The 13,395-nt window shown below is 44.2% G+C and carries 8 protein-coding genes; 5 read left to right on the top strand and 3 right to left on the bottom strand.

Annotated elements, in window-relative coordinates:
- Positions 1-20: 20 nt before the first annotated feature.
- On the bottom strand, positions 21-1,943 hold the full coding sequence (locus tag ACFGVS_RS30250) for a RagB/SusD family nutrient uptake outer membrane protein (RefSeq protein ID WP_439696829.1): 1,923 nt from the start codon (positions 1,941-1,943) through the stop codon (positions 21-23).
- Positions 1,944-1,953: 10 nt separating this feature from the next.
- Positions 1,954-5,016 (bottom strand): SusC/RagA family TonB-linked outer membrane protein, encoded by a 3,063-nt coding sequence (locus tag ACFGVS_RS30245; RefSeq protein ID WP_439696828.1) that lies wholly within the window; start codon positions 5,014-5,016, stop codon positions 1,954-1,956.
- A 339-nt stretch (positions 5,017-5,355) separates the two neighbouring features.
- Between ACFGVS_RS30245 and ACFGVS_RS30240 the strand changes: the two genes are divergently transcribed.
- The 5 genes from ACFGVS_RS30240 to ACFGVS_RS30220 all read left to right on the top strand — a co-directional run bounded on the left by ACFGVS_RS30240 (position 5,356) and on the right by ACFGVS_RS30220 (position 10,781).
- Positions 5,356-5,502, top strand: coding sequence for a hypothetical protein (locus ACFGVS_RS30240; protein WP_439696826.1), 147 nt, complete (start codon positions 5,356-5,358; stop codon positions 5,500-5,502).
- A 254-nt stretch (positions 5,503-5,756) separates the two neighbouring features.
- Positions 5,757-7,319, top strand: coding sequence for a glycoside hydrolase family 43 protein (locus ACFGVS_RS30235; RefSeq protein WP_439696824.1), 1,563 nt, complete (start codon positions 5,757-5,759; stop codon positions 7,317-7,319).
- Between the two features lie 190 nt (positions 7,320-7,509).
- Positions 7,510-8,670, top strand: a complete 1,161-nt coding sequence (locus ACFGVS_RS30230) for an IS4 family transposase (RefSeq protein ID WP_439695308.1) — start codon at positions 7,510-7,512, stop codon at positions 8,668-8,670.
- Positions 8,671-8,707: 37 nt separating this feature from the next.
- On the top strand, positions 8,708-9,838 hold the full coding sequence (locus ACFGVS_RS30225) for an alpha/beta hydrolase-fold protein (RefSeq protein ID WP_439696823.1): 1,131 nt from the start codon (positions 8,708-8,710) through the stop codon (positions 9,836-9,838).
- 61 nt (positions 9,839-9,899) lie between these two features.
- A complete protein-coding gene (locus ACFGVS_RS30220) occupies positions 9,900-10,781 on the top strand; it encodes an alpha/beta hydrolase (RefSeq protein ID WP_439696821.1) in 882 nt (293 codons plus the stop codon).
- A gap of 159 nt (positions 10,782-10,940) precedes the next feature.
- Here the strand turns inward: ACFGVS_RS30220 and ACFGVS_RS30215 are convergent, their stop codons facing one another.
- Positions 10,941-13,097, bottom strand: coding sequence for a glycoside hydrolase family 3 C-terminal domain-containing protein (locus ACFGVS_RS30215; protein ID WP_439696819.1), 2,157 nt, complete (start codon positions 13,095-13,097; stop codon positions 10,941-10,943).
- Positions 13,098-13,395: the final 298 nt, after the last annotated feature.

The raw sequence follows: 13,395 nt of genomic DNA, 5'->3' as shown, positions 1-13,395 counted from the left end.
TCAAATATCAATTCGGCAACTTAGTTGTAGCCCGGATTTTGGTATGCAGCCTTATCGGCATCGCTCATAACCAATGCATCAATTTGCCCCTGTGGGATAGGACGCAGATAAAGATGTGCATCAATAGAGCGCGTGACTTTAACCGGAGTGTGATCTCCGAAAGTTGTTCCCGCTATTGTATACGAAGCGGCAAGTTCTGCCCATTTTTGAGTCCGCACCAGGTCAAACCAGCGGCCGCCTTCAGCGTAGAATTCCCGGGAACGCTCTGCTAAAACATAATTAATATCGATGCTGGCTGGCGTTGCGGCAGTCATGGCCTGGCTATCGTCTTCAATCTTCGCCACGTTTCCGTTGTTACTGTAACGCCACTTCCCTGCCCTTGCGCGTAATACGTTTATAAGTTCTCTGGCCGACTTTCCTGACTTAACAGTGGCGCCCTTTACTGCTGCTTCAGCTGCTATCAGGTATAGTTCAGAAAACTTAGCAATTGGGTAAGGGCGGGTACTGCCCGCGTTGGGCTGGCCTAAACCTGTACCATTGTCTGTGCGGTACGGCCCCAGTTTCCACAGCCCCGGGTAGATTATCCGGCTTATATCACCAAGGTTGATAACCCAATCTGATCTTCCCGGCAGTAGCCCGGCTCCAACATTCCCATTCGATTTAGCATAAGTGACGTTTGAATCATCGCTATCAAGAAAAGTAAGGATAGCGCCACCCTGTGCAACGGGCAAACCGTTTGCATTGGTTAACGTTTGAGCAGTATTACCTCCCTTTTGCCAGTTACCGCGGTATACAGTAGTAAACGTTCCGTCATATCGGGAATCATTTACTTTGTCAGCAAAAGTATTTTTAAACACTTCAACAGTAGGCGCCATACGTACCCATGGGCGGCCCAGATGTTGCTCTGCTTCACGCAGAACGGAATTTACCCCGCCACTGATGATGTTTGGATAGTTCCAGGTCATCATCCAGCCGGCAAAGTTATCCGGGGCACCACCGCTGCCATAAGTCAAACTTGAGCCGTTATATTTCTCGCTGCTTTGCGTATGGTCGGCATATAGCACCATTTCGCCGTTCCGGTCGTTTGATCCAACATTCACATCATAGAAAGTTGGTTGTAGTTTAAAAGCCCCGGGGTTATCGATAGCGGTAGTTGCGATATCATAAGCGTTTTGAAAATACCATGCAGCATCATGCTTGTCGGGGTCTGTCCGGGTGCTTGCGGGATATGTTGGAATGCCGTTAGGGTTTTGAAGCCACCACGCATAAGTTAAATATGCTTTCGACAAGAAAAGCCGGGCCGCTGTTTTGGTCAATCCGCCGGTTACCCGGCCGGTTTCCGGCAGGTCATTGATGGCTTGCAGCAAGTCGGGGAATATCGCCTTGGTATATACGTCAGGCACCGTATTACGTACAGATGTTCTCGATGGGGATATATTAAATTTCAAAATACCCGAACCCAGGTCCAGTGGTACACCACCGTAGGATTGCACCAACAAAAAATAATCAAAGGCTCTAAAAAAACGAGCCTCGGCAATCAGTGCGTTGGAAATACCCACCGTGCTCGCGTTTTCGATTACTCCGCTTGCGGTATTAATATCAGTGAAGGATTCACCCCATATAATACTGGTTGGATAACTGGTTGAGGATATGACACCTACGCCCGAACAATCCATATCTTTAAAGTTCCCGTCGGCGCTCTGGCCCCAGGTGGCTTCGTCGGTACCGGTAACGCCTGAATTGTAATAATAGGCCTGACCGTAAATGTTACGTAAGTGGGCATACATTGCTGTCAATCCCCCGTTTACACCCTGCTCCGTTTTAAAATATTCTGGTGTAAATGAAGAACGAGGTTGTTCATTAAGCACTTTTTTGCATCCTGTTGATAAAATGACCAACAACAGCGTGGATTTTATGATGCTTTTTATCTTCAAAGTTTTCATGTTAATAGTGTTAAAATGTCAAATTCAATCCAAGCACATAATTCGTGGTCGAAGGCGCGTTACTTCCGACAGTCAGGAAACGCCTTTGTGCATTTGATAGCGGCACCGCTGCATTTTCGTTACCGTACGAATTAGGTTCAGGATCCATCCCCGATTCTTTGTGATAAGGCGAAAAGAATACAAAAGGATTTTGCACCGTGAAATACGTACGCAATTTCATATGGCCACTCCTGGATAACAGTTTGCTGAAATCATAGCCAAGGGTCATCGCACGGATTTTTAAATAGGAGGCGTCAAAGTAACCCAGTGTACTGCCATATTTTGGATTATCGCCGCTAAGGATACCACCTGGCTTCGGATATCTCGCTCCCGTGTTATCCGGTGTCCAGTAATCAACCTGAACGTTATTGTTACGGCCTGTCATCAGGTTTAGATAACCGCCTGAACCATAAAGGCTACTGATGACGATCCCGCCGTCTTTAAAGGCGCCAACTACACTGAAATCAAAACCTTTGTAAGCCACGCGCGTATTAAATCCGCCTTCGAACTTTGGATCAACGTCTATAATCTGGCGATCGGCAGCTCCGATAGCCCGTGTTGGCTGACCATTGGCATCATAAGTACCGGTATATAATACCTTGATCATCCCTACATTACCGCCTGGTTCCAGGGTACTCAGATAAGGATCTCCGGCCTGCCACAATCCTATTTTCTTATAATCGTAAATGGAATTGATATTGTGGCCAACAAACCAGGCATTTCCTTCATCCCTGGTTTGACCTGATGCAAGCGCTATAAGTTTATTCCGGTTTCTATATACGTTGACGCCGATATCCCAGGTAAATCCGTTTTGGTTAATGATTGTGCCGTTCAAACTCAATTCAATACCCTTATTTTGCGTACGCCCAACGTTTGCTGTATAACTGCCAACCCCGGCAGTAGGCGGCAAGCCAACACTCAGCAATATGTCGTTGGTGTTGGTAACGTAATACTCGACTGTACCTGACAAACGATGTTTAAAAAGAGAGAAATCCAATCCGTAGTTCCAGGTTTTTGAATATTCCCAGCCTAATGTCGGGCTGGGCAGCTGGGTTACATAATAACCGGTGGCATAATTCGTATCGCCAAAATTATACTGACGGGTGCCCAGGGTACCAAGTGTCTGGTATGCGTTTACCGCTTGATTTGAAGTTTGCCCAAAACCTACACGCAGTTTCAAATTGTCTATAACCGAAATGTTTTTCTTGAAAGACTCATTCATGATATTCCAACCGGCTGAAACGGCTGGATAAGTATGCCATTTGTGACCCGGGGCCAAACGCGAAGAGGCGTCTGAACGAACGGTAGCCGATAGCAGGAATCGGTCATCATAAGAATACATCACGCGCCCCATGTATGACATCAGGCCGCTTTGGCTGTAGTTGCCATTGCCAATGGTGATTTCGCCTGTAGCTGCACCCAGGTTATAAAACTGGAAGGCGTCTGCCGGAATATCTTTGGCCGACATGGTAGAGTAATTGTACCTGGTTTGCTCTGTAGAATACAAGGCTACCGCGTTTATATTATGCTTTTTAGCAAACGTATGGTCATAAGTCAATAAATTTTCAACCGCCCAATGATATTGTGCTGAGTTACTTACGCCGGCCGTTGACGATGTTGTCGGGGTAGCGCTTCCGATACCCACTCCGGTGTAATTTCCATTGTTGCTTTGCACATAATCCAAACCCATGTTAACCCGGTATTTCAGGCCTTCTACCCATGGAATTTTCACTTCTCCATAAATAGAGTTGTAAGTAGCATAATTCCTGGTTTCATTCAGCCATTTGTCATGGAGGTTATTGATCACATCTTTTGTCAAAACGAAACTTTCGCTCAATGGCGTTTTTACCGTTCTTTTTAAACTGCCATCCGCATTGTAAGGATTAGCAAGCGGAGAAAGCCCCAAAACGGTGCCGACACTAACCTGGTTTCCTTCGGATATATTATAGTTATTATTGGTAGTGAAACCTACTTTGAAATATCTGCCAACATTCTGGTCAACTGAGCCTCTCATAGAATAACGGGTATATTGTTGCGTAGGAATAAGGCCCTGGTTCTTATAATAGCCTCCCCCGAAATTGTAAGTTCCTGTCTGGCTGCCCCCGGAAACACCAACGTCGTTGCTGAAAACCATTCCTTTTCTGTAGAATAATTTTTGCCAATCGGTATTGACATTATCAGCTTCATCTACTGCATTGGTATATAACCCGGCCGCTTTACGGAAGGTTGAAAATTGAGGGCCTGTCATCATGGGATATCTGGCGAAAAGAGTTTGCTCGCCGTAATACGCGTTATAGGTTATTTTGGCGGCTCCTCCCATCTGCCCCCTGTTTGTAGTTACAATGATAACTCCATTGGCGCCCCTGGAACCGTAAATTGCCGTAGCCGAAGCATCTTTAAGTATATCTACGCTTTTAACATCACTCGGATTGATATCGCCGATAGAGCCGGTAAATGGAATTCCATCAAGGACGATCAAAGGATCATTGCTGGCAGTCAGTGATCGTTGGCCGCGAATCAGGATTTGCATTGTAGCCCCCGGCTTAGTAGACGTTTGTGACACCTCTACGCCGGGTAATCTGCCCTGTATAGCCTGGCTAATGTTAGGTGCGGGAATATCACGTATCTTCTCGCCGCTGATGGAAGCAACTGAACCGGTAACTGCTTCCCTCCGCTGGTTTCCATAGCCTATAACTACCACGTCGTTCAGGCTGTTATTGCTTTGAGTAAGATGGATAGAAAGATGAGATTGGCCGTTGATTTGAATTTCCTGGTCGGCATAGCCAATAAAAGTGACAATGAGGGTTTTCTCAGTCGGGGCTACTGTTATGATGAAATTGCCGGCCGCATCTGTAACCGCTGTTGCTTTGCCGACTTTAGCCCTTATAGTGGCACCCGGTAAGGGCAGACTTTTTTCATCAGTCACTGTTCCGCTTATTTTTTTGCCCTGTCCGAATGTTGTAAGGCCGGAAAGCAAAATCAGAAGCAGCAACAGCAGTGGCTTTTTTTTGAAATGTTGTAATGATTTTTTCATAATTCAGGTTAAAAAGATTTGTATTTTTTCTTCGATGGTTTGGTTAGTCCCGGTTAGCATTTGCCCTGGATCTTGTCTGGGCCTCTTATCACATTTTTCATTTATATTATTTATCAAAAGGTTATAACATTGATTTTAATTCGGTCGATACAATCGATTGCGAAACCAGAAATAACATATACCGGGCAAAGCCCCGCCGTTATCAAAAATTCAAAATGCTTTTTTGGTTTATATAATTGTCTATGGCGACAAGAGTGTTGTCATAGCTGCTGCCGAAGTTCAGTGCTTTCCGTTTTTTCAAGTATCACAAATCGTCAAATTCATGATACTTTTGTTCAAATGCCTGAAAACGGCGACCATACACCAAACCTGTTTACCCAATGCCGAAAACCATCATTTATATGCCCGATATTTGAAAGTTTGATAACAAAAGTGACTGATGAATTTGATGTTATTGCCGATCTGCAGGAACGGGATAGTCAATAAGCATACAGATGGGGATAACGCCGTGCCAGCGAATCTTCCATTTTGCTTAAATCGCAATATGATACAACTCGCTTCGGTTTTGAACATTTGTTATATAAACTTCGTGATTTGTGAGATGCAGTAAATTTTTGAATCGGGAACTTTGTATGGTTCTCTCAGTTGCCAAGCCTGATCGTTTGGATGACTACACTTTTTTTAAATGCACTCCTATATTGAGATCAATTTGATAATTATAGAACAAAGACATACAATATATGAAAGAAAGACTAACCAGAATCTGCTCATTATTATTATGGATGCTAACAATGGTGTTATTAAACACCCAGGCGCAAACTGCGCAAAATCCTACTGTATTTGCAGATGTACCGGACCAATCAATCATCCGCGTGGGGCATAATTACTACATGAGCAGTACAACAATGCACATGAGCCCGGGATTACCAATTATGAAATCTAACGATCTGGTCAATTGGAAAATCATAAACTACGCCTATAACATATTGGATGATGTTGATGAGCTCAATCTGGCAAATGGCAAAAGCACTTACGGCCGGGGCTCATGGGCCAGCAGCCTGCGTTATCACAACGGTATATTTTATGTGAGCACCTTTGCACAAACTACCGGCAAAACTTATATTTTCTCGACCAGGGATATTGAAAAAGGCCCATGGACGGTAGTATCGTTTAAACCGGCGCTGCATGATCATTCTTTATTTTTTGATGACAGCGGAAAAGCCTACATGATTTACGGCAGCGGCAGGATTATGCTTGCCGAGCTAAGTGATGATCTGAGCGGGATCAAACAGGGCACTGCCCCCAGGGTACTTATTGAAAATGCTACCGCAGTTTCTGGTAGCGCCGGGCTTGGCGCAGAAGGATCGCAAATGTTTAAAATCAACGGAAAATATTATTTATTCAATATCACCTGGCCAAAGGGAAACATGCGCACTGTTATAGTCCACCGTGCCGATAATCTTACAGGCCCGTATGAAGGCAGAGTTGCATTACAGGATAAGGGCGTTGCCCAGGGCGGTTTGGTTGACACGCCTGATGGCGACTGGTATAGCTACTTGTTTAGGGATTACGGATCCGTTGGCCGCGTGCCTTATCTCGTCCCGGTTAAATGGGAGAACGGATGGCCTGTATTAGGCGAAAATGGTAAAGTCTCCGATACGGTTAAACTACCGCCCGCCAAAAACCCGATACCCGGCATTGTGGCATCTGATGAATTTACGCGGGCCCCGGCTGATCGGCCTTTGCCGCTGGTTTGGCAATGGAATCACAATCCGGTCAATTCACTGTGGTCTCTTACTAAACGTCGGGGCTATCTGCGGTTGACGACTGGGCGGGTTGATACCAGCTTGCTATTGGCTCGCAATACGCTTACACAGCGCACTTTCGGCCCCACCTGCACCGGCATCACCGCAATCGATGTTTCTCATATGAAAGATGGTGATTGTGCCGGTATTGTTTTGCTACAACGCAGGTACGGGTGGGTTGGCGTGAAAGTAATCGACGGGAATAAATTTATTGTGATGGTCAATGCTCAAACAGATTCGCCAGTCCGGGTAGCAAGGATACCACTAAGCCGTCGGGTAGTCTATCTAAAGGCCATGTGCGACTTCAGGGAAAAAACGGATAAGGGCAATTTTTCATACAGTATTGACGGTAAACTGTGGAATACCATTGGGTCGACCCTGCAAATGGCCTATACGATACCTCATTTTATGGGATATCGGTTTGGTCTGTTCAACTTTGCTACCAAAGTACCCGGAGGATACGTCGATTTTGACTTTTTCAGGATAAATGAAGAATAAAACTTTCGAATAAAGTGCGGCTCCAAAGTTTCGCCGGAGTAATCAACATAAACAAACCATTAATTACAAAATATTGGTGATGCGTTAAGTTTTTATAAACCGTTGTAAATAGCTGAATATAAATATAATATAGTTGTTATTTGATTTTTTGATTTGATTTGACCTTTAGTTTAGGCCTTTTTTAAAGGCTATGAATTCAGGGAAGTATGTTTTTGCTCAACTTTTGCATTTGGTTGATAGGTATGAGTTTGAGAAATGCGTTTCTAAGTATAATGGGGATTTCCGGACAAGGAATTTCAATTGTTGGAACCAGTTCATCCAACTGTTTTTCGGTCAATTGACCTCCCGAAACTCGCTCCGTGATATCTGTGTTTGCCTAAAAGCGCACAAGAACAAACTGTACCACCTCGGAATTAGGGATTATGTGAACCAATCCACGTTATCGCGCGCAAACGAAAACCGGGATTGCCGGATATTCGAAGACTTCGGCAAATACCTGATTGAAAAGGTAAGGCCGATGTATTCCAATGAACCAATTGCCAATGTGGATATTGGCAATGAAGTGTTTGCCCTTGACTCCACAACGGTTTCTTTGAGTCTGAAGCTATTCGTTTGGGCTCCTGGCAAGTACTCGCGTGGCGCTATCAAGATACATACACTACTGGACTTAAGAGGGAACATACCTGCTTTTATCCTGATCACCGATGGTAAATACCACGACAGCAACGCGCTTGATACAATAACTCCAGTTCCAGGGGCAATATATATAATGGACAAAGCGTATGTTGACTTTAAGGCTTTGTACAATATCCACAACTGCGGTGCATCCTTTATCACAAGGGCAAAGAGCGTCATGGATTGCGCGATTGTTGAGCGAAATTTCAACATTGATCCGAACTCAGGGCTCACAGGGGACAAAACTGTCGTGCTGAACGGGCCAAAGTCTAAAAAACTTTATCCAGAACAGCTAAGGTTGGTGGAATATTACGATGGTGAGAAAGATACCGAACTGGTGTTCCTAACTAACAACTTCGAAGTATCCGCCCTGGAAATTGCAAGGCTGTACCGTAACAGGTGGCAAATAGAGACTTTTTTCAAGTGGATAAAACAGAACCTGACCATTAAATCTCTGTGGGGGCAATCAGAAAACGCAGTGAATATTCACGTTTGGGTTGCTATTTGTACTTACCTAATCGTAGCCAGTGTGAAGCATACTCTGAAAAGCACCCTTTCTATTTACGAGATCATGCAAGTTCTGGGGATATCTGCTTTTGATAAAACTCCTTTGAAAGAGTTATTAACAGAAGATCAAATCATTCAAAATGTCAAAGAACAATATGACTTATTTTAACATTAAAAACTTAACGCATCAGTACTAATATCAAAATATGAATCTGAAAACGCTATCTATTGCTGCAGCAATTATGATTACTGCCGGCATTTGTGACGCACAAAGCACGCTGCCGGGTTTAAAGGACGACTTTAAACCTTCGTTTTTTAACCAACCGGGACAGGATTACCCCCAGGTGAATTCACAGGGTTATGCCCGGTTCCGTATTAAAGCTCCGCAGGCCGATAGTATTAAGGTAAGCCTGGGTCTGGGTGGCCGGGGCGGCACTAAACTATTGAAAGATGCCGACGGATTTTTTACCGGCACCACTGAAGGCCCGATGGATGAAGGGTTCCATTATTATCATCTGACCGTAGATGGCGGGGTTTTTAATGACCCCGGCACTTTGAACTTCTATGGGTCAACCAGGTGGGAAAGCGGAATAGAGATACCTGCACAGGATCAGGATTTTTATGCGCTTAAAAATGTGCCGCATGGTAATGTACAGCAGGTTCTGTTCCCCTCATCAAGTACAGGCACCTCACGCAGGGCTTTTGTTTATACCCCTCCCGGGTACGATAAGAACAAAAGTGGCCGGTATCCGGTATTGTATTTACAACACGGCTGGGGCGAGGATGAAACGGCCTGGTGCAACCAGGGACACGCCAACCTGATTATGGACAACCTTATAGCAGAAGGCAAGACAAAACCCTTTATTATTGTAATGACATATGGAATGACCAATGATGTTAAGATTGGCCGCGGTAGCTTAAAAAGTTTTAAGATTGAACCATTCCAGACAGTTTTAACCCACGAGTTAATCCCTTACATCGATGCCAATTTCCGAACCTTTGCCGACGGGGCTCATCGCGCTATGGCGGGCTTATCAATGGGGGGTATGGAAACCCATATGATCACGCTCAACAACCCTGATCTTTTTGCCTATTACGGTCTTCTAAGTGGTGGTACCTATACGTCGGCCGAAATCAAAGATAAGTCAAAGGTAAAACTAATATTTATGAGCTGTGGCAGCCGCGAAAAGCCGGATGGCGTAAAAAATGCATCAGCCGAGCTAAAAAGTGCCGGCATGAACTCGGTATCATTTGTTTCTGAAAATACAGCGCATGAATTTCTGACATGGCGGCGCAGCCTTCATGAAATGGCGCCGATGCTGTTCAACATTAATTGACAAAAACTCAAATCAAGCCTTTATTCTTACTCATCAATAATTATTTTCAGCCCTAAATGCTATGCAAAAAAACAAATGCTTTATTTTTTTATTGCTGCTTATCACAGGTATTGCAAAAGCCCAAACAACTGTTAAACAGGCGCCCGCCGGCTTCGACACGTTTCGTTCCGGAATATCGCATGGTGTCATCGATACCATCAGTTATGATTCAAAAACAGTCCGCGTAACGCGCAGGGCTACAGTTTACCTGCCTCCGGGCTTTACAAAAAATAAGAAATACCCTGTATTATACCTTTTACACGGTATCGGAGGCGACGAATTTGAATGGCTCAACAACGGACATCCCGAGATAATTCTGGACAACCTGTACGCCGATGGTAAACTTGAGCCAATGATTGTAGTGCTGCCCAATGGCCGGGCAATGAAAGAAGACCGTGCCACCGGCAATATTATGGCCCCCGACAAAGTACAGGCTTTCGCTGATTTTGAAAAAGATTTACTCAACGATCTGGTACCTTTTATTCAGGAGAAATACCCCGTTTATAAAGATCGGGAGCATCGGGCATTGGCCGGTTTGTCTATGGGCGGTGGGCAGTCGCTTAATTTTGGATTGGGAAATCCTGACATTTTTGCCTGGGTCGGCGGGTTTTCTTCCGCTCCCAATACCCGTAAGCCCGAAGAACTGCTTCCTAACCCCGAACTGGCCAAACGTAAATTGAAACTACTTTGGATTTCATGCGGCGATCATGACAATTTGATATCATTTAGCCAGCGTACCCACGACTACTTTGTTAAAAACAATGTCCCCCATATCTTCTACATTGAGCCCGGTGTACATGATTTTAGGGTATGGAAGAACGATTTGTATATGTTTTCGCAACTATTGTTCAAACCAGTCGATGTAGCAAAATTCAACAACGATGTTACGGGCGGTAGCAAATAGGCTAACCCTTATCAAAACGGGCATACATAAAAGCGAAAGATCATACTGAATGACGAATAACCCTACGGGCGAACACCAAGCGATTTTCCGTTAACAAATACTTCGGAGTTCATATAAATACATTCAAAATAAACAGAAACGATTTTACCTATTCAATATTTATTTAACCAAGATTTTTACTGTTTTTGAGATATTACGCGACGAATTACCTAATTGAAGTATGTATTCACCAGCTTCTGCATTCCATCCTTTTTTTGTTTCGTCATAAAAAGCCAGATCGCCAACCTTTACATCCAGTTCGACGGTTTTTGTTTCACCGGGCTTTAAAAATATCTTTTTAAAACCTTTAAGCTCTTTTTCAGGACGTAAAACAGAACAAACCGGATCGCTTACATATAACTGCACAACTTCGGCCCCGGATCTGCTTCCTGTATTTTTGATAGTGAATTTTGCGTGGATGGTTTCACGCTTTTTATAGCTTGATTTATCTGTAGAAAGTTTGCTGACAGAAAATTCAGTATAGGAAAGCCCATAGCCAAATGGAAATTCAGGTTGAATTTTCTTCGTGTCGTACCAGCGGTATCCAACCAGTATGCCCTCTTTATAATCAGCCGTAGCGCCTTTACCCGGATAAGTATTTAAAGCGAAAGCAGGAGAATCTTTTAACGATACAGGAAAAGTAAATGGCAATTTGCCTGATGGGTTTACAACACCTTTTAATACGTCGGCCAGTGCATTACCGGCTTCTGAACCGTTAAACCACGACCAAACAACCGCATGGTTGTTTTTTTTGATTTCATTCATATTATACGGGGCGCCGGCCATGATTACAATAATGGTATTGGGGTTGGCTGCGGTAACCGCGTTAACCAATGCCTGTTCCCCAAAAGGCAGTTCCAGGCTTTTACGGTCATGGGCTTCACTTTCATATTCCCGATTGGAGCCGATACATAAAATGGCAACATCGCTGTTTTTAGCAAGTGCTACCGCCTCATCAATCAGCTTTTGATCGGGTTGGTCGTAGCCACTATTCTGCTCATCAGTATTACTGGCCAGGTAGTTTGCTTTATAGCCCTGGGCAAAGCTGATACTGGCTGTTTTGCCGAACCTTGATTTCATACCCGCTAACGCGGTAACCTCATATTTAGCTTTTACACCGGCGCCATACCCGCCCAAAGCAAATGTACGGATGGCATTATCGCCAATGACAGCAATGCTTTTAACATTACCCGCTTTTAAAGGCAATAAATGCTTGTCGTTTTTTAGCAAAACGATCGATTCTGAGGCAATATCATAGGCTGCTTTGGCATGCGCCGGTGTAGCAATAGATCCTTTGGGATGATTGGCACTCATGGATGTATGGTACATTACCCACAAAATCCTGCGCACTTTATCGTCAATTGTTTTTAACGAAACCTTGCCTTCCTTAACAGCTTTTAATAAGGGTTGGGCAAAATACCACTGATCATACGGTCCGCTTGATCCCATCTCAATATCCAGCCCATTGTTGGCCGCTGCAACGGTATGGTGCGTCCCGGACCAATCTGACATGACCAATCCTTTAAAGCCCCATTCGTTTTTTAGCACTTTATTTAATAAAAAATCATTCTCGGAACACCAATAGCCGTTCAGCTTATTGTAGGCCGACATAATGGTGTAGGCATTACCCTGCTGTACGGCTGCTTTAAATGCCGGGAAATAAATTTCGCGTAAAGCCCTTTCATCAACTATGGTGTTTACGCTATCGCGGTTAAGTTCCTGGTTATTGGCAGCAAAATGTTTTATACAGGCTGCTACATGCTGGCTTTGAATCCCTTTTACTGATTGAACAGCCAATTGGCTGTTTAAATAAGGATCTTCCGAATAATATTCATAGGTGCGGCCGCATAGGGGCATTCTGCAAATATTGAATGCAGGTGCAAGCATTACAATCTTTTTACGGGCATTGGCTTCCTCGCCTATAACCACACCGTACCGGTTGGCCATTATGGGGTTCCAGGTGGCTGCAATTGCCGAACCATTTGGTAAAAACGTGGCAGAATCGGTTGTCCAGTTAGCCGATGCCCAGTCAAAGCGTTTTATTTCTTCACGTACACCCAGGGGGCCGTCATCGCAGGTAAGCTCCGGAATACCTAAACGGCTTACGCCTGCCGAAGAAAATAACGCGTTGCCGTGAAGCATGTCTATTTTTTCTTTCAGTGTCATTTTACTGACGATGCTGTTGATCTTCCCTTTAAGTGCAACCTCGCTTTTGTTTTGTGCCGAAACTCCGCCGGCCACGAAAAATGCCATAAAACAGGCAATGGTATATTTCATAAAATGTTATTTCTTTTCTTCTTGTCGGTGCTATTTATCTGCAGCTGTGATTCGACAGCAGATGCTTTTAACCCCCGCGATATTGCTTTACCATGAATATTGTTGCTACAGATAATGTGGAGATAATTACCAAGAGCGCTGTTGCTGCTATATTAACATGTGATTATTTTTTCCATCCCGAACCGGCAGTAAGCTTTGAATAATTTGATGGCTCCACCCTGCACCGTCGGGAATTTTTTTCTTATCAATTTCCCTTAAACTTTCTATTGTAAACTACCAGCCTGCATTGGTTATGCTG

Source organism: Mucilaginibacter sediminis (assembly GCF_051903035.1).
Classification (GTDB): Bacteria; Bacteroidota; Bacteroidia; order Sphingobacteriales; family Sphingobacteriaceae; genus Mucilaginibacter.
This window is presented reverse-complemented; position numbering and strand designations above follow the sequence as displayed.

What these genes read in the sequence shown, in the direction of transcription:
- ACFGVS_RS30235 (WP_439696824.1), top strand. Translation starts at nt 5,757, where the DNA reads ATGAAAGAAAGACTAACCAGAATCTGCTCATTATTATTATGGATGCTA.
- ACFGVS_RS30240 (WP_439696826.1), top strand. Translation starts at nt 5,356, where the DNA reads ATGCCTGAAAACGGCGACCATACACCAAACCTGTTTACCCAATGCCGA.
- ACFGVS_RS30225 (WP_439696823.1), top strand. Translation starts at nt 8,708, where the DNA reads ATGAATCTGAAAACGCTATCTATTGCTGCAGCAATTATGATTACTGCC.
- ACFGVS_RS30230 (WP_439695308.1), top strand. Translation starts at nt 7,510, where the DNA reads ATGAATTCAGGGAAGTATGTTTTTGCTCAACTTTTGCATTTGGTTGAT.
- ACFGVS_RS30220 (WP_439696821.1), top strand. Translation starts at nt 9,900, where the DNA reads ATGCAAAAAAACAAATGCTTTATTTTTTTATTGCTGCTTATCACAGGT.
- ACFGVS_RS30245 (WP_439696828.1), bottom strand. Translation starts at nt 5,016, where the DNA reads ATGAAAAAATCATTACAACATTTCAAAAAAAAGCCACTGCTGTTGCTG.
- ACFGVS_RS30250 (WP_439696829.1), bottom strand. Translation starts at nt 1,943, where the DNA reads ATGAAAACTTTGAAGATAAAAAGCATCATAAAATCCACGCTGTTGTTG.
- ACFGVS_RS30215 (WP_439696819.1), bottom strand. Translation starts at nt 13,097, where the DNA reads ATGAAATATACCATTGCCTGTTTTATGGCATTTTTCGTGGCCGGCGGA.